At 66.9% G+C, this 20,763-nt stretch carries 20 protein-coding genes; 3 read left to right on the top strand and 17 right to left on the bottom strand.

Annotated features, from left to right (window positions below):
- Window positions 1-237 precede the first annotated feature (237 nt).
- Entirely contained in the window at window positions 238-3,135 is a 2,898-nt protein-coding gene (locus ACLV8F_RS00550; RefSeq protein WP_411882299.1) for an autotransporter domain-containing protein, read from the top strand.
- A 39-nt stretch (window positions 3,136-3,174) separates the two neighbouring features.
- On the opposite strand, the gene ACLV8F_RS00545 is transcribed toward ACLV8F_RS00550, so the two are convergent.
- A complete protein-coding gene (locus ACLV8F_RS00545; protein ID WP_411882298.1) occupies window positions 3,175-3,900 on the bottom strand; it encodes a M23 family metallopeptidase in 726 nt (241 codons plus the stop codon).
- A complete protein-coding gene (locus ACLV8F_RS00540) occupies window positions 3,900-4,952 on the bottom strand; it encodes a L,D-transpeptidase family protein (RefSeq protein ID WP_411882297.1) in 1,053 nt (350 codons plus the stop codon). The genes ACLV8F_RS00545 and ACLV8F_RS00540 overlap by 1 nt, the downstream gene beginning before the upstream one ends.
- A 164-nt stretch (window positions 4,953-5,116) precedes the next feature.
- On the opposite strand from ACLV8F_RS00540, the gene ACLV8F_RS00535 reads away from it, so the two are divergent.
- Window positions 5,117-5,440, top strand: a complete 324-nt coding sequence (locus ACLV8F_RS00535; protein ID WP_411882296.1) for a metalloregulator ArsR/SmtB family transcription factor — start codon at window positions 5,117-5,119, stop codon at window positions 5,438-5,440.
- An 18-nt stretch (window positions 5,441-5,458) separates the two neighbouring features.
- A complete protein-coding gene (locus ACLV8F_RS00530) occupies window positions 5,459-6,880 on the top strand; it encodes a DUF2867 domain-containing protein (protein ID WP_411882295.1) in 1,422 nt (473 codons plus the stop codon).
- A 38-nt stretch (window positions 6,881-6,918) separates the two neighbouring features.
- Here the strand turns inward: ACLV8F_RS00530 and ACLV8F_RS00525 are convergent, their stop codons facing one another.
- The 15 genes from ACLV8F_RS00525 to ACLV8F_RS00455 form a co-directional block, all read right to left on the bottom strand.
- Window positions 6,919-7,593 carry an alpha/beta family hydrolase gene (locus ACLV8F_RS00525; RefSeq protein WP_411882294.1) on the bottom strand — a complete coding sequence of 225 codons (675 nt, stop codon included), beginning with the start codon at window positions 7,591-7,593 and terminating at the stop codon, window positions 6,919-6,921.
- Between the two features lie 25 nt (window positions 7,594-7,618).
- Entirely contained in the window at window positions 7,619-7,891 is a 273-nt protein-coding gene (locus ACLV8F_RS00520; protein ID WP_411882293.1) for a YkvA family protein, read from the bottom strand.
- A 160-nt stretch (window positions 7,892-8,051) separates the two neighbouring features.
- On the bottom strand, window positions 8,052-8,300 hold the full coding sequence (locus tag ACLV8F_RS00515; RefSeq protein ID WP_411882292.1) for a hypothetical protein: 249 nt from the start codon (window positions 8,298-8,300) through the stop codon (window positions 8,052-8,054).
- A 42-nt stretch (window positions 8,301-8,342) separates the two neighbouring features.
- Window positions 8,343-8,552, bottom strand: coding sequence for a hypothetical protein (locus tag ACLV8F_RS00510; RefSeq protein ID WP_411882291.1), 210 nt, complete (start codon window positions 8,550-8,552; stop codon window positions 8,343-8,345).
- A 34-nt stretch (window positions 8,553-8,586) separates the two neighbouring features.
- Complete coding sequence (locus ACLV8F_RS00505) at window positions 8,587-9,345, bottom strand: 2-keto-4-pentenoate hydratase (protein ID WP_411882290.1); 759 nt, start codon at window positions 9,343-9,345, stop codon at window positions 8,587-8,589.
- A gap of 90 nt (window positions 9,346-9,435) precedes the next feature.
- On the bottom strand, window positions 9,436-10,713 hold the full coding sequence (locus tag ACLV8F_RS00500) for an amidohydrolase family protein (RefSeq protein ID WP_411882289.1): 1,278 nt from the start codon (window positions 10,711-10,713) through the stop codon (window positions 9,436-9,438).
- A 12-nt stretch (window positions 10,714-10,725) separates the two neighbouring features.
- Window positions 10,726-11,361 carry a GNAT family N-acetyltransferase gene (locus tag ACLV8F_RS00495; protein ID WP_411882396.1) on the bottom strand — a complete coding sequence of 212 codons (636 nt, stop codon included), beginning with the start codon at window positions 11,359-11,361 and terminating at the stop codon, window positions 10,726-10,728.
- A 92-nt stretch (window positions 11,362-11,453) separates the two neighbouring features.
- Window positions 11,454-12,386, bottom strand: a complete 933-nt coding sequence (locus ACLV8F_RS00490) for an ABC transporter permease (RefSeq protein WP_411882288.1) — start codon at window positions 12,384-12,386, stop codon at window positions 11,454-11,456.
- 211 nt (window positions 12,387-12,597) lie between these two features.
- Window positions 12,598-13,671: an ABC transporter permease gene (locus tag ACLV8F_RS00485; protein ID WP_411882287.1), complete on the bottom strand. Its 1,074-nt coding sequence runs from the start codon at window positions 13,669-13,671 to the stop codon at window positions 12,598-12,600.
- Window positions 13,668-15,218 carry an ABC transporter ATP-binding protein gene (locus tag ACLV8F_RS00480; protein ID WP_411882286.1) on the bottom strand — a complete coding sequence of 517 codons (1,551 nt, stop codon included), beginning with the start codon at window positions 15,216-15,218 and terminating at the stop codon, window positions 13,668-13,670. The genes ACLV8F_RS00485 and ACLV8F_RS00480 overlap by 4 nt, the downstream gene beginning before the upstream one ends.
- Before the next feature lie 45 nt (window positions 15,219-15,263).
- Window positions 15,264-16,229, bottom strand: a complete 966-nt coding sequence (locus ACLV8F_RS00475) for a 5'-methylthioadenosine/S-adenosylhomocysteine nucleosidase (RefSeq protein WP_411882285.1) — start codon at window positions 16,227-16,229, stop codon at window positions 15,264-15,266.
- A gap of 30 nt (window positions 16,230-16,259) precedes the next feature.
- Window positions 16,260-17,264 carry a BMP family protein gene (locus ACLV8F_RS00470; RefSeq protein WP_411882284.1) on the bottom strand — a complete coding sequence of 335 codons (1,005 nt, stop codon included), beginning with the start codon at window positions 17,262-17,264 and terminating at the stop codon, window positions 16,260-16,262.
- A 171-nt stretch (window positions 17,265-17,435) separates the two neighbouring features.
- Window positions 17,436-18,077, bottom strand: coding sequence for a uracil phosphoribosyltransferase (upp, locus tag ACLV8F_RS00465; protein WP_411882283.1), 642 nt, complete (start codon window positions 18,075-18,077; stop codon window positions 17,436-17,438).
- A gap of 62 nt (window positions 18,078-18,139) precedes the next feature.
- Window positions 18,140-19,429: a URC4/urg3 family protein gene (locus ACLV8F_RS00460; RefSeq protein ID WP_411882282.1), complete on the bottom strand. Its 1,290-nt coding sequence runs from the start codon at window positions 19,427-19,429 to the stop codon at window positions 18,140-18,142.
- Window positions 19,422-20,738, bottom strand: coding sequence for a GTP cyclohydrolase II (locus ACLV8F_RS00455; protein WP_411882281.1), 1,317 nt, complete (start codon window positions 20,736-20,738; stop codon window positions 19,422-19,424). The genes ACLV8F_RS00460 and ACLV8F_RS00455 overlap by 8 nt, the downstream gene beginning before the upstream one ends.
- Between the last annotated feature and the right edge of the window lie 25 nt (window positions 20,739-20,763).

The raw sequence follows: 20,763 nt of genomic DNA, 5'->3' as shown, positions 1-20,763 counted from the left end.
GGCGCCGTTAATGATTCTATCGACGGGAGGGGATTCTGAAACAGTTTGCGGGGCCCGCGCGCGCTGTTGGCCGTGTGTCGAGGCTTTTTCCTACAGCGCGCGTCGTCAATACGGAAAGCGACAAAACCTTACCCCGCTCCCGGCGCAAGCTGACTACCATGGGGCATCGCGTGCCTTGCTGACCCACTGTGGCTGTGCATTTTTCGTGACCCTTCCATCCGTCTCCACCAGGTATCCATGGCCCGCCCAACATCACCCACTTTCCGCGCTTCCCGCAGCCCCCACAGTTTCAAAAAACGTTCGCTTGTCCTGCTCGCCTTGCCTTGCTCGGTGCTTCCGTGGGGGCCGGCCTGGGCCCAGCAGTGCAACGGCGGTGCCACGGTCACGGGGACGCTGGCGATCAGCGCGAACTGTGACGGCGGCAGTGCCCACCCGCTGAACATGGGCACCGGCGCGAACCTCACGGTCAATGCCGGCGTGACGGTCAGCAACGATGCGGGCAGCGGCCGGAACGGCGACCCGATCTCGGTGCTGTCGTCCGCCACCGCGTCCACGCTGACCAACCGGGGCACGATTGCCACGGGGCAGCAGATCGGGGTCAACGTCAACGGCGTGCTGACCAGCCTGGTCAACAGCGGCACCATTTCGTCGGGCGTGCGGCGCGGCCTGGTGATCACCGGCCCCGGGGGCGTGATAGGGACCCTGACCAACACCGGCTCCATCATCGGGCCGTTTTCGGGCATCACCAACAACGGTGGCATCCTGCAGACCTTCAACAACCTGCAGGGCGCGGGCAACGCCAATGGCGCGGTCACCTACACCGGCCCGGTGCCCGTCAACTACAACATCATCATCAACAGCCCGTCCACCTACGGCAAGTTCACCAACAAGGACGGCGTGACGGGTGCGCTGAGCTTCGGCATCTACGGCACCTCGACCGTGGCCATCGGTTCTTACACCGGCGTGCTGAACAACTTCACGACGGCCAACGTCACGGGGGCGACGACCGGCTTTTACGGCGGGCTCAACTGGGCGCTGGGCCTGGCGTCGGGCAGCACCACTGTCTGGAACCTGGTTTTTTCAGCGCCCGTGGCCAACACCAACATGACGTCTGGCGGCACCTATTCGCTGGCCGCGGTGGGGGTGACCCTGAACCCGGTGTTTGACGGCGGCACGCTGGTGCTGCCGGCCAATGCCGGTTCGGCCCAGGCTTTCACGCTCAACGGCGCGGGCGGCACGCTGGCCACGACGCCCGGCGGCGCGGCGAACCTGTCGGGCGTGTTTTCCGGCGCCGGCGGCCTGACGGTGAACGGCGGCGGCACGCTGGCGCTGTCGGGCACCAACAGCTATGCGGGCGGCACCACGGTGGCGGCCGGCACGCTGTCGGTCAGCGGCAATTCGCCGCTGGGCACCGGCCCGGCGTTTGTGGCGGCGGGCGCCACGCTGATGGGCACCGGCACGCTGCGCGGAGCGCTGACGGTGGCCGGCACGCTCAAGCCCGGCCATTCGCCGGGCCGTCTGGCGGTGAACGGCACGGTGACCATGAACAGCGGCAGCACCTTCCAGCAGGACATCGCGGGCACGGTGCAGGCCAGCGCCGCCAGCCCGGCGGGCGCCACGGGCTATTACTCGGTGCTGAACATCACGGGCGGTCAGTTTGTGATCCAGCCGAACGCGACGCTGGCGCCGCGCCTGCTGAACCTGTTCACGCCGGGCGAGCCGGGCTTCGGCAGCACGCCCTACACGCCGGTGCTGGGCGACAGCTTCCGGGTGGTCAGCGCAGACGGCGGCATTGCCGGCCGCTTCAGCACGCTGGCCCAGCCGGCCGGGCTGGCGGCGGGCACGCAGTTTGTGCAGTTCTACAACCTGGGCGGCAGCAAGAGCCTGGACCTGGCCGTCATCCCGGTTTCCTACACCACCACACTCGCCGCGGAAAACCTCAACACCCGTTCCGCGGCCGGCGCACTCGACCGCCTGGCGGCGGCCAACCAGTCCGGCACGGCCACGGCGGCGCAAGACGCGCTGCTGGCCGCCGCCGCGACGCGCAATGCGGCCGGCCTGCCGGCTTTCACGCGCGGCCTGGCCGGGGAGGTCTACGCCGCCACGCTGGTCGCCGCGCCCCAGGCGGGCCTTCGGATGCAGCAGGCGGTGCTTGCGCACCTGGACGATGCCGGCTCCGCTGCCAACCCCTTTGCCGCACAGATGGGCGGCCGCGGCAGCCTGCTGGCCAGCGCTGGCGGCGGCGCGGTGCCCGGCCTGCAGCTCGCCGCACCAGGTGGTGATGCGATGCGCGAGGGCGACGGCAGCAGCGCGGCCTGGGGCGAAGTCGCGTACCAGCGCGGGCGCCGTTCCGGCGACCAGGGCGCCGGCGGGTTTACACACGATCTTTACCAGGCAGTGCTGGGCGGTGACGTTTATGTGCGCGACGGCATCAAGGCCGGCGGCGGCCTGGCGCTGTCGAACACCGACGTCAGCGCCGGGGACGGGCAGGGTGAGGGCAAGTTGCGGCAGGGCGCGCTGTTTGCCTACGCCCGCATGCCGGCGGCCTCCTGGGTGGTGGACACCCTGGCCAGCTGGGGTGTGCAATCGACCCAACACACCCGCACCGACGTTACCGGCCTCACTGGCCCCACCGCGGGCCTGGGCGGCAAGACCAGCGGCCGCGACGCCTTGCTCAGCGCCGGGCTGAGCCGCCCAACGCCATGGCGCGGCATGGTGGCATCGCCCTATGCCCGGCTCACCTGGCAAAGCCAGCACCGTTCCGCCGTGGACGAGGGCAGCGCCGCGGCGGCATTGCGCGTGGACGGCTTTGACGCCCAGGGCCTGCGCGGCGTGCTGGGCGTGACGCTGGCCTCGACGGCCAAGCACCCGCTGCAGGAGGCCCGGACCTACCGCTTCAATGTGGGCCTGGGCGCGGACTCGGGGAAACTGCTGAATCCCGAACTCACGGCCTCCCTGGCGGGCATGCCCACCACCATCCGGGCGCCGCATGCCGGCAACGGTTTTTTGCAGCTGGGGTTCTACGGCACGCAGCGCCTGAGCGGCACGGCCTTCGGCTACGTCGGCGTGAGCACCGAGTCGCGGCGCGGATCCGTGCAGGGCAGCGCGCAGGCCGGGGTGCGGATGGTGTTCTAAGGCCGGGACACCTGCCCGAACGCTCTGCCAGCGTCAGGGTCAGGGTTTGGGGTCGCGCCAGACCAGGTAGGGGTTCAGCGGCGTGCCGCGCCACCATTGCTTTTCCGGGCCCAGCTTGAAGATCGCGAAGTGCAGGTGCGGTGCGTCGGGTGAGGCATTGCCGGTGCTGCCGACATAGCCGATCACCTGACCCTTGCGCAGGCTTGCGCCTTCGGCCAGGCCGTCGGCATAGCGGTCCAGGTGGGCGTAGTAATAGGCGTACTGGCTGCCCGGGTCGAACTGGTAAATCGTGATGCCGCCGGGCTTGCTCAGGAACAGCTTGGCGACCTTGCCGTCTTCGACCGCGAACACGGGCGTGCCGCGCGCGCTCATGATGTCGATGGCCTCATGCGGCGCGCCGGCCGCGCGCGACTGGGTGTAGGTGTCGCTGAGCTGGGCCGGCGTGACGCCTTGCACGGGAAGCGTGAGGGTGCGCTGGCGCAGCTGGGGGATGTCTGAATCGTCGCCTGCCACAAATGTGGGTGATGCGGGTGGCGAAAGAGTGGGCGAGGGCGTGGTGCTCTCGACGACCTGGACCACGGGCATTGGCTTGTCGGCCTGCGGTACACGCGGCACCAGCGCATGACTGGCCGGCACTGCAGCGGGCTGCACCACCTGCGTCGCCGGCTCGTCCTTGCGTGTGCCCAGCATCACGCCGGCCGCGACAGCCAGCAGTGCGCACACGGCCAGCGCCGTTTTCTTCAGCCGGGCATTTGGGTAAGCCATCAAGCCTTGACGTTCACTTTGAAGCCGGCCTTGGCCAGGGTGGAGAGGCGCTCGGCGTCCCAGTTGGTCATGTGGATGCAGCCATTGGTTTCGGAGTGGCCGACGTTGGAGGGGTTGGGCGTGCCGTGTATGCCCCAGTGCGGTTTGGTCAGGCCCAGCCAGATGCTGCCGACGGGGTTGTTGGGGCCGGCCGCAATGTCTACCTTCTGCGCATCCTTGGGCGCGGTTTTGAGGAGGGCGGGGTCGTAGGTGAAGCCGGGGTTCTTGACTTCGTTCTTGATGGCCATCATGCCCAGCGGCAGCGGGTCGTTCTTTTCATTGCCGATGCTGATGGGGAAACCCGCGACCAGGCGCTGGGCGGTGTCCAGCACATAGAGCACGCGCTCGGACTTGTCGATCTCGATGGAGGCCGCGCTGGTCGGCGTGGCGCTGGCCGCGACGTTGGGCACGGTGATCGGCTTGCCGCCCTCGATCTTTGCGCCGGCGTTGAGCTGCTGCAGGTAGCCGGTGCTGGTGTGGAATTTTTCCGCCAGGGCTTCGTCGAGCGACTCGTAGACCAGCGCCTTCATCCTGGCGCGCTCGTCCATCGCGACGGGCGTTTTCTCAAACGGGCCGGCGGCGTCCTTGTCGGTCACGGTGTAAGTCGTCAGCAGCGGCGCCCCGTCCTTGCGCAGCGAAGTCCAGGTTTCGGCGGTGACGGTGCCGGTCACCTTGAGGTCGTGCGCCGTCTGGTAGGCCTTGACCATGCGCTGCATGTTGGCGGCAAAACGCCCGTCGATCTCGCCGCAGGAAAACCAGGCCCTGTCCAGCATGATCTGCGCCCGCGCCACGGCCGCGCCGCTGCTGCCGCTGCGCAGCAAGGGCGCGTCGGTGGCGTTGTTGAAGCTTTCCATGTCGAAGGGCGCATTGGCGGCAGCCTTGGCTTTCGGCTTGGCAGCCCAGGCGCCATGGCCGGCCAGGCCCAGGCCTGTGAAGCACAGGGCGGCGACCAGGGTGCGGCGGGAGAGATGGGACGATGCGGGGCGCGGGGATGGATGGGAATGGAGTGGCATGAGGGACTTTCGGGTTATGGCGCCAGTCTGCGGCCAGGGGCGCCCAAAGGCTGTCAGCAGAGACGCCTGAAGGTGGTCAGGTTTATGCCGTGTGTTTTCCACACCCATGCTTGACACGGCCAGCCGGGTTGAATAAAGTAATTAACAAATAAGTTAATAAGTCAATGACTGCCTCCCTCGACAAGATCTTTGAAGCGCTCGCATCGGGCCCCAGGCGCCAGATCCTGGCCTATCTCACCGAGAAAGAGCTCAGTACCACCGAGCTGGCCGAGCGCTTTGCCATGAGCACGCCGGCCATTTCGCGCCACCTGTCGGTGCTTGAAAACGCCGGCCTGGTGACCAGCGAGCGCAGCGGCCAGTTTGTGCTTTACAAGCTCAACGGCGACAGCCTGGTCAACAGCCTCACGGGCTACGCCTTTGAACTGTGCCCGGTGGCGCGGCCCCTGAAACGGGAACGCGCCGCCGCCAAAACGCAAAAAGCAAAGTAACAACCAGGAGGGACTTTCATGTTGAATCTCACGCAGGTCGTTGGCACGTTTCCATCAGTCCGCATTCCGTCGGAATCCGGCGGGTTGGCGGTGGAGGTGTCCTTGATTGCCCAGATCGGGCACGGCGCCGGCAACCACCTGTTTGCCAGCGTGGCGTCCAGGCAGCGGCAGCACAGCGCGTTTGTCGATGAACTCGATGAGCCTTCGGCCAAGCTGGGCGGGACGAACTTCCCCAAGGGCGACGCCACCTCGCTGTACTCCTTTGTGGTCGGGCCCAAGGGGCACCCGTTTCACCGCCATGCGGGCCACCGCATCTTCACCGCGGTGTCGGGCAGCGGCGGCGCCCAGCTGCGTTTCTCCAGCGCGTCGGAGCAGCAGATCCAGGAAGACCCGCACAACTTCATCCGCGCGCTGCGCTTTGTGAACATCCCGCCGGACTGCCTGTTCACCGTGCGCTTCGGCGGGGAGACCTGGCACCAGTTCTCCCCGCTGTCACGCAACTCCCTGCACCCGGTGTTTTTCGCGCTGTCTTGCCATACCAATGAGCTGGGCGGCAATCTGCCGCAGGCCTTGAAGGAACAGGTGCTTGCCAACGAGGCCAGCATCCCGTCGCTGACGGAACTGTTGCCCGATGCGGTGAAAGCGCTTCTTCAGGCCAGGGACTTCAAGGCCGATGCCGTGCCGACCACGACCTTGTCGCTGGATGCTCCGCCCGGAACCTTCCATCGGGTGGTCTGCAACACCGTGCGCAGTGGTGCGGGCGTGATGCGGGGTTTGTGGGGTTCGTGGAAAGGGGCCTCGGGTTTTTTGTCGCACGGTGGGTCGGCCCGCAGTGTGAAGGAACTCGGCAGCCCGCCGGCCAATTCACTGTTGCTTCAGCAACTGACGGAACTGCGCGTGCACCATGAGGACACCTTCCGCCTGCGCGTGACCGGCACCAACTTCAGCCATACCAGCGCCACCCAGCTCCTGGCTACGGTGCTGGAAGGCTTTTTGCTCAATGCGCCCAGCGGTGTTTCCAACCTCATGGCGCTGCGCAACGTGCTGGTCAAACCCCTGGGCCTGCGCACCTCGCCCCTGGGCTGCCCGGTGTCGTCGTTGCTGTCGCCGGACACCAGCAACCTGTTTGCCAACCGCTACCCGGTGCTGGGCCAAAGCATCAATTCAGCCGACACCAAGGCGCAGGTCATCCTGGGCGCCAACGACAAACACCTGCTGTTCAGGTCCTGCGTCAGCGTGGAAATCGTCGACAAGCACCATGTCGACGTGATGCTGGGCACGCGGGTGCATTGCAAGAATTTCTTCGGCCGGTTTTACATGGCGGCGATTGACTATGTGCACCGCCACTACGTCACGCCCACGATGCTGCGGCTGGCGGTGGAATATGCGGTGGTGCAGGAGAAAGAGCCGGCTGTGCCCGCCAGGCTGGTGACGGCGTAAGGCGCCATCGTCCGGTCGCTGATGACCCTGTTCCAACGCTAGCGTTTCGCCATCCAGGTGGCCATGGTGTCCAGCAGTTCGTCGCGCACCTGCGCATCGGTGCGGCCTGAGCGCACCAGCACATGAAAGGCGTGGTCGGCGCCGTCCACGATGTGCAGAGTGGCCTTTTTGCCGAGGCTTGCCGTGGTCTGCGTGACCAGGTCCAGGTCGGCGAGGGCGTCGCGCGTGCCTTGCAGAAACAGCATGGGCAGCTTGACGCCCGCCAGGTGCTCGGCGCGTTCGGTGGAAGGCTTGCCGGCCGGGTGCAGGGGAAAGCCTACCAGCACAAGGCCCTTTACGCCCGGCAAGGGCTCGGCCGCCTGCGCCTGCGTGCTCATGCGCCCGCCGTAGGATTTGCCGCCGGCAAACAGCGGCACGCCGGGCAGCTGCCGCACCGCTTCAGCAACCGCTGCCCGGATTGCCGCATGCGCGACGGCGGGGGAGTCCGGGCGTTTGGAGCCTTGCTCCATGAACGGGAAATTGAAGCGCAGGCTGGCGATGCCGCGTTCGGCGAGCCCCTGGGCGATGGACGCCATGAAGGTGTGGTTCATGTCCGCGCCGGCGCCGTGGGCGAACACGTAGCAGGCTTTGGCGCCGGCCGGCTTCTGGAGCAGGCCGGAAACGGTTGCGCCGGAAGGGAGCGCGATGGCCAGTGAAGTGGGGCGGGTAGTCATCAATGGAAAGCGTGGCGGGTTGCGTTCATTCCCGGGGTTTGGCCACGGGATCGGCGATCCCGGGCGGCAGGCGGTTCAGCAGCCAGCGGATCGCCAGGGGAACCAGCACCAGGTCGTCGGCGATGCCGATGATGGGCAGGACGTCGGGGATGAGATCGATGGGGGAGAACAGGTAGAGCGCAATCGCCGCGGTGCCCCATTTCAGCCAGGCGGGCGCTTCGGGGTGGCGCAGGGCCGTCCACAGCCGCCGCGCATCGCCGCGTACCAGGACCCAGAGCAAAGTCAGGCGTTTGAACATGAAAACTCCTTGGCTGAAGGTGCAGGCCCGGCGGGCCGCTGGCACGCAGATGGCGCTGCTTGCATGGACTGCAAGGGTATTGACAGGGCGTTACATTCGCGCGCCGGCATGCGACTTGTTTTTTTTTACTCCTTCCCCCAGCGGGGGAAGGAGCAAGAGGTCAGTGCGCCAGATCGGCCACCAGCTTGTTTGCCGCCTCGACTGCCTCCTCGCGCGTGGGCCAGGTCCTGTCGTCGCTGTCATGCAAGGGCGGCAGCGATTCAACGTGAATGACATCGATGTACCAGGGGCCGTCAGGCAGATGGCACAGCCTGGCCATATAGTGCCGGCCGTTGGCGACACCGGGGACGTATTCCTCCATCGGCTCCGCTTCTTCCTGGTCTTCCGGTTCTTCGGGTTCCATGTCCATCGGTTTTCTTTCCAAATCCCGATTATCCGCAACCGGGTACGGCTAATCCTTGAGGTCCACCCCGAGCGCCGCGAGCTTTTTGGCGTAGGCATCCCTGCGTTTTGCGGCTTTGTCCGCCGTCTCCACGGCCATCTGGATCGCCTTGGGGCCTTTGGTGGCAACCGTTTTGATCAGTCCGAATTTGTGGGCCGCCTCGGCCTGCGCCCTCCTGAAAGTGGCGATGAGTTCGGCATGGGCAATCGATGAATTCACGGGCTACTCTTGACTGGTTTTATTGGTTGATGGGCTATCGCACCGGAGGTTCAAAACGCAATTCCACCGCGCCGACTCCCCTTATTTCACCATGCACGGTCACATCCACGGGCGCGGCCAGCAGGCCGGTACATGACCCGGTGGTCACGATCTGGCCCGCCCTAAGCGGCTGGCCGCGACGGGCGCAGTGCAGCGTCAGCCACGATAGCAGGCGCCAGACGTCTTGCGCCGGATTGCCGCCGTGGGTGTGGGCAGCAGATGTCGAACCAAAGCTCAACGAGGCCTCAAGGGTACGCAAGTCAACATGCGCAGACGTTAACGCCGACGGACTGCCCAGCACCAACGCGCCATGGCATTGCAGGTCGGCCAGCTGCGCCAGCGGGTTGGCAGTCTGGCCGTCAGCGAGCCGGCTTTCCACCACCTCGATCGCCGGCAACACGGCGTCGAATGCGTCGGCCAGTTCTGCAGGCGACAGCAAGCTGCCCTGGGGATCCAGGTCGCGGCCCAGCCGGAAAGCCACTTCCACCTCAACGCAGCGCCATCGCCAGGCGGGGCCTGTGAGCGTGGCGCCCGAGGCGTGGATGCCCGAGGCGGGCAGCGGTGCGCAATGCGGCTCGGCGTGCAGGCCTTTGGCGCCTACCTTCCAGCCGGCAATGGGGCCTATGGCTGCTAGCGTGGCGTCCTGGATGGCGTAGGCGCCGGCGCGGTCGGTTGGCACGATGTCGCACCAAGGTACGGCGGGCCCGCCGCTTCGGGCGGCTGTCAGCAGTTGTGCGGCTTGTTGGGAGTTCATGCGGATCGCGCCTGGTTCTTCAAGGTAAAAGTGGTGTTTTGCACTTTTACCTTGAAGTTCACTGCCCAGGCCGGTTGCCGGGCATGGGGTTTAACGGGAAAGCATAAAACGGGTAGAGGGCAGCCGCCCCGGCAACTGCAGTTGGGCGGAAACCTCCGGTGTCTCGGCCAGCAGCTGCCCTTTCTTCCACACCTTCAGCCGGTTGGCCCGCAAACGAATCGCCTCCACCGGATCCCGCGCCTGCAGCAGCACAAAACTCGCGTCACAACCCACCTCCAGCCCATAGCCGTGCAGGTGCATGACCCTGGCGGCGTTGACCGTCACCGCGTCGAAGCAGGCGCGTATGCCTTTCTGGCTGGTCATCTGCGCCACGTGCAGGCCCATGTGGGCGACTTCGAGCATGTCGGCGCTGCCCATGCCGTACCAGGGGTCCATCACGCAGTCGTGGCCGAAGGCGACGTTGACGCCGGCCGCCATGAGTTCGGGCACGCGGGTCATGCCGCGGCGTTTGGGGTAGCTGTCATGGCGGCCTTGCAGCGTGATGTTGATCAGGGGGTTGGCGATGACGCTGACGCCGCTTTCGGCGATAAGCGGCAGCAGCTTGCTGACGTAGTAGTTGTCCATGCTGTGCATGGAGGTGCAGTGGCTGCCGTTGACGCGGCCGTGCAGGCCCAGGCGCTGGGTTTCACAGGCCAGGGTTTCGATGTGGCGCGACAGCGGGTCGTCGGATTCGTCGCAGTGCATGTCGACCAGCAGGCCGCGTTCGGCGGCGATGTCGCAGAGCAGCTTCACGCTGGTGGCGCCGTCGGCCATGGTGCGTTCAAAGTGCGGGATGCCGCCGACCACGTCAACGCCCTTGTCGAGCGCGCGCTCCAGGTTGTTGATGCCGCCGGGGGTGCGCAGCACGCCGTCCTGCGGGAAGGCGACGAGTTGCAGGTCTATGTAAGGCGCGACCTGCTTTTTGACTTCAAGCAAGGCGTCCACCGCCAACAGGCTGGCGTCGCTGGTGTCGACATGGCTGCGGATGGCCAGCAAGCCCTTGGCGACGGCCCAGTCGCAGTAGGCGAGGGCGCGTTCGATGATGGCTTCGGCCTTGAGCAGCGGTTTGAGTTCACCCCACAGCGCGATGCCTTCGAGCAGCGTGCCGCTTTCATTGACGCGCGGCAGGCCGTAGCTCAGCGTGGCGTCCATGTGGAAATGGGGGTCGACGAAGGGCGGGCTCAGCAGGTAGCCGGCGGCGTCTATGGTTTCACGGGCGGGTGCCTGCAGGCCGGCTTCGACGGCGGTGATCTTGCCGTTTTGCACGGCGATGGACATGCCGGCGCGGCCGTCGGGGAGGGTGGCGTTCTGGATGAGCAGGTCTAGCATGGGGTGAGCCTTTCAGCGGCGATTTTGCGGGTTCGCGGACCAGTTTTCGCGGGGCAGGCGGTAAATGCAGCAGCGCCGTTCGGGGTTGCCGGCCGGGAAAGCCGGGTGATCGAATTCGTCGGCAACGCTTTCCTGCATGCCCAGGCGCTGCATGACGGCGCGCGAGCGGGTGTTGCGCAAGGTCGTGACCGCGACGATCTCTTCCAGTCCCAGCGATTCAAAACCCGCGCGCAGGGACAGGCGTGCCGCCTCGCTGGCCAGGCCCAGGCCCCAGAACTTCGGTGCGAGCCGCCAGCCCACTTCCACGCAGGGGCCGAAGGGCAGTTCCGGGTCGGGGATGTTGAGGCCGGTGAAGCCGGCGAATTGCGGCGCCGGCGCCGTCTCGCTGGTGTAGTCGAGCGCCCAGAATCCCCAGCCGCGCTCGCTGATCTTGCGCATCATGCGGTCTATCCAGGCGTCGCTCTCTTCGCGGGTCAGCAGCGCCGGAAAGTGCCGCATGACTTCCGGGTCGGCCGTCATGGCGGCAAACGGTTCGCGGTCGGCGTCCGTCCAGGGGCGCAACCGGATGCGCGGGCTGGCCAGCAAGGCCGGCGGGATGGCATTGCCGGGCGCCCATTCGATGGGGGCGGCTTCCACGCCGCCGCTCATGGCGTCCCGCAGGAGCTGCCGCTCCGCCTGCTTGCGTGCGGTTTTTTCATTGAGGAAAGCCGGGTCGGCGCTTTCCGGTTGGCGGCTGCGCATCAGCGCTCACCCTTGCGATACGGTTTCATCAGCGCCTGAGGATACGCCGCCTTGCGCGCCACCAGCACCAGCGCCAGGATGGACAGCAGGTAGGGCAGCATCAAATACAGCTGGTAGGGCACGTTGACCAGGCCCGCCGTTTGCAGGCGCAGCTGCAGCGCGTCAAAGAACGCAAAGAGCAAAGCACCCAGCAGCGCCTTGCCGGGCCGCCAGGAGGCGAACACGACGAGTGCCACGCAGACCCAGCCGCGGCCGTTGACCATGTTGAAGAAGAAGGCGTTGAAGGCCGAGAGCGTGAGGAAGGAGCCGGCCACGCCCATGAGGGCCGAGCCGGCGACGATGGCGGCGGTGCGTGTGGCCGCGACCGAGACGCCCTGGCCTTCGGCGGCCTGCGGGTTCTCGCCAACCATGCGCACGGCCAGGCCGGCCGGCGTGCGGTAGAGGAACCAGGCGATCAGCGGCACCAGGGCCAGGGCCAGCAGGGTGAGCGGGGTTTGCGCGGCCAGCACGTTCAAACCCGTGCCGTCCAGCCAGTGCATGGGCGCGAAGGGCGTGACGGTGGGTGGGGTGTCGACCTTGGGGAAGCTCACGCGGTAGCCGTAGTAGCTCAGCGAAGTCGCCAGCAAGGTGATGCCCAGGCCCGCGACGTGCTGCGACAGTGCCAGGCCGACGGTGAGGAAGGCGTGCAACAGGCCGAATACCGCGCCGGTCAGCGCGGCCACACCCACGCCGGCCCACAGCGGCGCGCCGGCGTAGACGGCCAGCCAGCCGCTGAAGGCGCCTGCCACCATGATGCCTTCGATGCCGAGGTTGAGCACGCCGGCGCGCTCGCAGAGCAGCACGCCGAGTGTGCCGAGGATCAGCGGGGTGGCGATGCGTAATACCGCGATCCAGAAAGGCGCGGCTGCAAGAATATCGAGCATCTCCGTCATGGGCGATGTCCTCCCGGCAAACTCCCTCCCCCGCTGGGGGAGGGCCGGGATGGGGGCCGGCTGCGGTGTTGAGGCCGCCGGCCCCCATGCCGGCCTTCCCCCAGCGGGGGAAGGAGAGGATTCGGGGTCCGGAAGCGGGGAACCCTCATCCCAACCTTCTCCCGGAGGGAGAAGGAGCAAGATTCTTTGCTTGCGGATGTGGCGGCAGGTTTCATGCTTTTCTGGCCTTCCACATCACCCTGTACTGCGTCATCAAGGTCGCTACCAGCACCGAAATCAGCGAAGCCGCGACGATCACATCCGCGATATAGGTGGGCACGCCGACCGCGCGGCTCATGGTGTCGGCGCCTACCAGCACGCCGGCCACAAACACGGCGGCTGCCATCACGCCCAGCGGGTTGAGCGCGGCCAGCATGGCGATGACGATGCCGGTGTAGCCATAGCCGGGCGACATGTCCAGCGTGACGTAGCTGGTGCGGCCTGCCACCTCGATGGCGCCGGCCAGGCCTGCGAGCGCGCCCGAGAGCAGGGCGACCAGCACCACGGTACGGGTGACGGGCACGCCGGCAAAGGCGGCGGCTTTGGTGTTGGCGCCCATGGCGCGTATGTCAAAACCCAGCACCGTGTATTTGAGCAAGGCCCACAGCGCCACGGCCAGGCCGCAGGCCCAGAACAGGCCGGTGTGGATGCGCGTCTGCTCGACCAGCTTGGACAGCTCCAGGTCGCCCAGCAGCGCCACGCTTTGCGGCCAGCCCATGGCGGTCGGGTCTTTCATGGGGCCGTCCAGCATGGCCGAGACAAACAGCAGCATCACGAAGTTGAGCAGCAGGGTGGTGACGACCTCGTCGACGCCGAGTCGCGCTTTCAGCAGGGCCGGGCCCAGCAGCAGCAGGGCGCCGGCCAGCGCGGCGGCCAGCATCATGAGGCCGAACAGCAGCCAGACGGGCAGCTCAAAACCCGTGCCGCCATGCAGGCCGCCCACGGCCACGGCGGCCAGCGCGCCGGCATAGAGCTGGCCTTCGGCGCCTATGTTGAAGAGCCGCGCCTTGAAGGCCACGGTGGCGGCCAGGCCGGTGAGGATGAGCGGGACGGCGCGGGTCAGGGTTTCGCTGAGCGCAAAGACCGAACCAAAGCCGCCCTTGAACAGCAGGCTGTAGGTCTGCCCCAGTGGGGCGCCGGCCCACAACACCAGCAGCGCGCTGACGAGCAGGGTGAAGGCGATCGCGCCCATGGGGGCCAGCAGCAGGGCGAGTTTGGAGACCTCGGTGCGCTTCTCAAGCCTCATGCCGGCACCTCGTGTGCGGTTTCGGCGCCGGCCATCGCCAGGCCAATCGCTTCCCGCGTCCAGGCCTCGCCCGGCAAGGCGTCGGTGAGCCGGCCCGCGTGCATCACGGCCACGCGGTCGCCCAGCGCCATGACTTCGTCGAGGTCGTCGGAGATCACCAGCACCGCCGCGCCGGCGTCGCGCGCGGCGATCAGTTGCTGCTGCACATAGGCGACGGCGCCTATGTCCAGGCCCCAGGTGGGTTGGTGGGCGACGATGAGTTTGGGGGGCGGCGGTGCGGCTTCGGCTGAGGGGGCCACCAGCGCGCGCCCGAGGATCAGCTTTTGCATATTGCCTCCCGACAGCGAACGCGCCGCCGTGTGCGGCCCGCCGCCGCGCACGTCGAACTCGCGCACGATGCGCGCCGCATGCGCTTGCGCGGCCTGGCGCTTGACCCATAACGCTTTGGAAAACGCCGGGCTGCGCAGGCGCTCGGACACGGCGTTTTCCCAGACGCTGAGGTCGCCGACCACACCGACGCCATGCCGGTCTTCGGGGATGCGCGCCACGCCTTGCGTGACCAGCCAGGCGGGCGAGGCCTTCAGGGGCCGGCCCAGGAAGCTCACCGTGCCCCGGCTTGCGGCGCGTGTGCCGCACAGCAGTTCGGCCAGCGCGAGCTGGCCGTTGCCCGAGACGCCGGCAATCGCGACGATCTCGCCGGCCTTGAGTTGCAGCGAGACATCGTCCAGGCGGTCGCGCCCGGCGTCGGCCGTGCTGACGCCGTCCAGCGTACATACCGCAGTGCCTGTGGCTATCGCGGGCCGGCGCTGCGCGGCCGTGACCGCATGGCCCACCATCCACTGCGCAAGCTGCGCCTGGCTGGTGCCGGCCGCCGGGGCCTGGGCCACCAGCTTGCCGCCGCGCAGCACGGCCACGCGCTGCGACACGCGCAGGACTTCGCCGAGCTTGTGGCTGATAAAGATGATGGAAAGCCCTTGGGCCACCATCTGGCCCAGGGTGTCGAACAGGGCTTCGCTTTCCTGCGGCGTCAGCACGGCCGTGGGTTCGTCGAGGATGAGGATGCGCGCGCCGCGGTACAGCGCCTTGAGGATCTCGACGCGCTGGCGCTCGCCGACGGAGAGGTTGCCGACCTTGGCTTCGGGCGCGACCGGCAGGCCGAAGCGCTGCGCCACATCCAGCAGTTTCGCGCGCGCGGCGCCACGGCGCGAGAAGGGCAACCACAGCGGCTCGCTGCCCATCATCACGTTGTCGAGCACGCTGAGGTTGTCGGCCAGCGTGAAATGCTGGTGCACCATGCCGATGCCGGCTTCGAGCGCCGCGCGCGGGTTGCCGGGCGCCAGCGGCTTGCCGAAGATCTCGATACTGCCTTCATCGGCGGTGTAGTGGCCGAAGAGTATGGACACCAGCGTGGACTTGCCGGCGCCGTTTTCGCCGAGCAGCGCGAGGATTTCGCCGGCGTGCAATTCCAGCGAAATCGCGTCGTTGGCAACGAGGGGGCCGAAGCGTTTGGTGATGCCGGTGAGGCGGAGGACGGGGGCGGTGCTCACGGTGTTACTTTTTCTCTGCCTGGAAGAGGGAGTGAAAAAGCCCCATCAGGGTGTCCATGCCAGGAGGAAGGCCAGCAACACTTTGGCCGAGTTGTCGGCGGCGATGTTCATGAAGGTCACCATCTCATTGGCGCCTTCGCCGCCGCCGGCCAGGTCGCTGAGGGAGCGGAAGGCGATGTAAGGCACGCCGTTGCTGTAGGCCACCATGCCGACGGCGGCGGTTTCCATGTCGAGCACATTGGCCTCAAAGGTCTTGAAGGTGTATTCGCGGAAGGCCGCGTTGTCGACAAAGGCCTGGCCGGAGACGCCGTTGCCACCGACCAGGAGCTGCGGCTTGTGCGTCAGGCAGACGCCGGCGTTGCAGGATTCCAGCGCGATGGGGCCCAGGCCGCGGGCGGTGGCCAGCATGCGCGGGTCGACGTCAAACCAGAACTTGCGCATCGGCGCCGGGCTGGCGGCCGTGCGCGTTTCCACCGGGCGCGGATGCAGCATGCCGAAGGGCGCCAGGGTCTGGGCCTCCATGCGCGGCGGGATGGTGAATGTACCGGGCGCGGTTTCGCGCGCCATCAGCACCTCCAGGTACTGGCCCCAGCGGGCCGGCACGCTGACGTCGCCGATGTGCAGGCCGGGGTCGACACCGCCGGCGATGCCGCTGAAGACGATGCCGTGGATGTTGAAGCGGTCCAGCGCGAGTTGCGTGTTCATGGACGCGTTGACCATGCTGATGCCCGAGAGGAACAGCACGGCCGGCTTGCCCTGCAGCGTGCCGGTGGTGAAGCTGATGCCGTTGATGCGGTGCCGCACCGGGGACTGGAGCTGCGCCAGCAGCAGCGTGAGTTCGGGTTCAAACGCCGACATCACCGCGATGCGCGGTGTGTCGTCGAGCCGCACCGGTGTACCGGTGGCCGCGCGGGTGGCGCAGCCGCTGAGGCTGAAGGCCAGCAAGCCGGCACACAAAAAAGCCGCCAGCCGAGGCGGAAGCACGCGCCGCAGGTCAAACAAAAAATGCATACGGCGCGCTTCCCGGATCAGGGCTCAGGGTTATTTGGCGGTGGACTTCGGCTGGCTGTCGTCGACCTTGATGGTGACCTTGCCGTCCAGGATGTCTTTCTCTTTGGCCTTGACCTTGGCGACGATGTCGGCCGGGACCTTCTTCTCGAAGGTGCCCAGCGGGGCGAGTTCGGAGCCTTTGTACTTCATCATCGAATACGGGCCGTAGTCCTCAGCCTTGAATTTGCCCTCTTTGACCAGCTTGATGGCGCGGTCGATGCTGGGCTCCATGTTCCACAGGGCGGACGCGACCACGGTGTCGGGGTATTTGTCCTGCGTGTTGATGACGTTGCCGATGGCGAGCTTGCCTTTTTCCTTGGCGGCGTCGCTCACGCCGAAACGCTCGGCGTACATCACGTCTGCGCCCTTGTCGATCATCGCGAACGCGGCTTCCTTGGCTTTCGGCGGGTCAAACCAGCTGTTGATGAAGCTCACGCTGAACTCGACCTTGGGGTTGGTTTCTTTTGCGCCGGCCATGAAGGCGTTCATCAGGCGGTTGACTTCGGGAATCGGGAAACCGCCGACCATGCCGATCTTGTTGCTCTTGGTGACGCCGCCGGCGATCATGCCGCTCAGGTAGGCCGGCTCCTGGATGTAGTTGTCGAACACCGAGAAATTGGGCGCCTGCACCTTGCCGGACGAGCCCATCAGGAAGGACACCTTGGGGAAATCCTTGGCGACCTTGCGGGCTGCGGCCTCGACGGCGAAGGCTTCGCCGACGATCAGCGTGTTGCCGGCCGTGGCGTATTCGCGCATCACACGTTCGTAGTCGGCATTCGACACGTTCTCGGTCGCCTTGTATTCGATCTCGCCGCGAGCCTCGGCGGCTTTCAGCGCCTTGTGCAGGCGGCTGACCCATTGCTGCTCAAAAGGCACGGTGTAGAGCGCGGCGACCTTGGTCTTGGCCTGGGCAAAAGCCAGGCCGGGCAGGGCGATGGCTGCGGCTGTGGCCAGCAGTACGAGTTGGCGGCGCTTGAAGTGCGAGGCTTGAAACATGGGACTCTCCGGGTTGGTGGGTTCAGGTTCAGGAAAAACAACGGCAAGAAATCAAGAGACCACCGTTCCCGCTTTTCCAAGCAGGGGCCGCGGAACCGGCTTTGCCGGGCCGCAGGCGCAGCGGCCCCCTCGGGGGGCAGGGAGCTACACGCAGTGAGCGACCGTGGGGGCTCATTTCGTGCCGAAGATGCGGTCGCCGGCGTCGCCCAGGCCCGGCAGGATATAGCCGTGGCTGTTGAGCTCGCGGTCAATGGCTGCCGTGTAGATAGGCACGTCAGGGTGCGCGGTCTGCAGGGCCTTGATGCCTTCGGGGCAGGTCAGCAGGCAGACGAACTTGATGGACTTGGGGTTCAGTTCCTTGAGCCGCTCGACGGCTGCGATGGCCGAGTTGCCGGTGGCCAGCATGGGGTCGACGATGACGATGTCGCGCTCTTCCATGTCGTGCGGCATCTTGAAGTAGTACTCGACGGCCGTCAGCGTCTTCGGGTCGCGGTACAGGCCCACGTGGCCCACGCGGGCGCCGGGCACCACGCTGAGCATGCCTTCAAGGATGCCGTTGCCGGCGCGCAGGATGGAAACAAAGACCAGTTTCTTGCCGTCTATGACTTTGGAGGTGGTTTTCTCGAGCGGGGTTTCGATCTCGATGTCCTGCATGGGCATGTCGCGCGTGACCTCATAGGCCATCAGCATGCTGAGCTCGTTGAGCAGGGTGCGGAAGGTGTTGGTGGAGGCGTCCTTGCGGCGCATCAGGGTGAGCTTGTGCTGCACCAGGGGGTGGTCTACCAGGTGGACTTTGTCGCTACGGGTGGTCATGTATGTGTGCCTCTTTGTTCTTGTGTCTGTCGAATCTCAGGGAATCGGGGAATCGGGAAATTTCAGAAAACCGTACCGTCGCTTTCGATGTTCAGGGGCGGTAAACCTTGATGCAATTGCTGTGCCAGTGCGCGGCCGGCGGCCCAGGTGCCGCCTTCCAGCACGCAGGCCAACGGCATCTGTTCGGCCGTTAATCCTAACTGCGCGCGCACCAGCGGCGCGAGTTCGTCGAGCAGGGCCACCGTCAGCGCGCGCCATTCGACGATGAGTTCGTCGCCGGCGTCGTGCAGGCGCTGGGCCTGGGCCGGGTCCTTGAGCAGCAACACGCCGGCGTCCAGGAACAGGCCGCCGTTGCGGTACTCGGGCAGGCCGGTCAGGGCGTCCAGCCCGTTGACCTGCACACCGGCCCACTCAAAAGGCTCGAGCAGGGAATAGGTCAGCCATTGCGACAGCTTGTGGAAGGGCATCCAGCCCTGGCTGGGGCCGCTGTCGGCCTCGCCGGCCGCCGCGTGGCGCCAGCAGTCGCCGAGCGCGATGTTGCCGAGCAGGTTTTGCGCCGGCCAGATGGACGACAGGCCGGTCAGCAGGACGGACAGCAGCTCATGCGCCTCGATGGCGGTTTTGCCGGGCAGCACCAGGACTTCAAACAAATGGCCCGGCCGGCCGCGTGGGCCGAAGAGCGCGGGCTGGTCCTGCAGGGCCTGGCCCAGGCGGCGCAGCAGCGCGGCGCGGCCTTCAAGGCCTACCAGCGGGTTGCTGTCGCTGACCTGGAAGGCGGCGGCCAGTTGTTCGGCCGTGACGGCCTTGAGGCCGGCCGCGTCGGCCTGCAGCGGGTACTGCGGGTCGCTGGAGAACATGCCGCCCATGAAGGCATGGAAACTCGCCACGCCCAGGCCTTCGGAGCGGCTGTATTCGCAGCCCGGCCGGTCGCCCTGGGCGGCTTCCAGGTAACGCCACTGCGGGCCGGCGCCGGCGTCCAGCAGCACGCTGATGAGCGCCAGGTCGATCTGGGCGCGCGCGCGGCCGGCCGCCGTGGCCGAGGCCAGCGCTTCGCTGAGCAAAGCCGGGCGGTCGATGCCGCCGGCCTCGAAATGCCGCCAGCGCGAGTGGTAGGGGATGTCCAGGCTCGGATAGCGGGCGCGGGTGATTTCGGCGACCAGCGCGGCGGTCGTCGTCAAGGCGCCGTCATTGATGCTGAACCAGGCCGATTCGCCGCGGCGCGCGCGTTCGAGCAGGGCCCGTGCGCGGGTGCGGATCGTGGCGGTGGAGCGCAGTTCGGCCGCGGCGCCTATGCCGCGCAGGTTGCCGGCGATGGTGTAGGCCGCGTTGGTGGGAAGAGTTGCTTCAGGCATCCAGCCCCCGGCCCTTGGCTTTTTTGAGTTCCTCGGCGTCGGGCACGGCGCCGGGCGTGAAGTAGCCGGCGGCCATCTTGGCGTCCATCTCGACCTGGGCGTCGGCGGGAATCATGTGGTCGGGAATGTTGACGCGCTCGACGACCTCGATGCCGGCGCGCGTGATGGCGTCGTATTTCATGTTGCTCATGGAAACCAGCCGGTGGATTTTGCGTATGCCCAACCAGTTCAGCACGTCGGGCATGAGCTCCTGGAAGCGCATGTCCTGCACGCCGGCCACACATTCGGTGCGGGCGAAGTACTGGTCGGCGGTGTCGCCGCCGACCTGGCGCTTGCGGGCGTTGTAGACCAGGAACTTGGTGACCTCGCCGAGCGCCCGGCCTTCCTTGCGGAAGTAGGACACCAGGCCGACACCGCCGCGCTGCGCGCCCTGTATGCATTCCTCGATCGCATGCGTGAGGTAGGGCCGGCAGGTGCAGATGTCGGAGCCGAAGACGTCCGAGCCGTTGCACTCGTCGTGCACGCGGGCCGTGAGTTCGATGTCGGGGTTGGCCAGGTCGCGCGGTTTGCCGAAGATGTAGGCGGTGAGGCCGCCGATAGGGGGCAGGAAGACTTCGAGGTCGCTGCGCGTGACGAGTTCGGGGTACATGCCGCCGGTTTCCTCAAACAGCACGCGGCGCAGGTCGGTTTCGCTGCAGCCGAAGCGCCGGGCGACTTCGGGCAGGTACCAGACCGGCTCGACCGCAACCTTGGTGACCATGGCCGCGCCGCCCGCCGTGAGGTATTTGCCGTCGGCCTTCAGGCGCCCTGACTGCAGCGCCTCGATCACCTCGGGCAGGATGACGTGGGCCTGCGTGACCGCGATGGTGGGGCGTATGTCGTAGCCGGCGGCAAGTTCGGCCGCGAAGACGTCGGCCACCGTCGCGCCCCAGGGGTCCATGGCGGCGATGCGGCCGGGCTCGCTCCACTGCGGGTAGGGGCCGATGATGTCGGTCGGTGAGGTGTTGGTGAGGTCGGCCTTGTGTTTGGCCGACAGCGCGCCCGAGGCAACGGCCAGCGCGCGGTAGACGCTGTAGGAGCCGCTGTGCGTGCCGATGACGTTGCGGTGGCTGCGTTTGGTGGTGGTGCCGACCACCGGCCCGCGTTCGGCCGGCGTGGCCGCGCCCCAGTGCAGGGGCAGCGCGCCGAAGCCGCCCGCGTGGGAGGTCAGCCGGATGTGGGACGTGGAGGTGTTGGAGGCGATGGGCGCAGCGGGCGATGGAGGGGAACCGGGAGCGCCGGAAGACGGGGCGGCAACTTCTGCAGGCATTGCATATCCTTCAAAAAAACCAATG

Origin of the sequence: Polaromonas sp. YR568 (assembly GCF_943369675.1) — a bacterium.
Lineage (GTDB): Bacteria > Pseudomonadota > Gammaproteobacteria > Burkholderiales > Burkholderiaceae_C > Polaromonas.
Note: the sequence above shows the minus strand (reverse complement) of the source record. Positions and strands in the feature narration are given on the sequence as shown.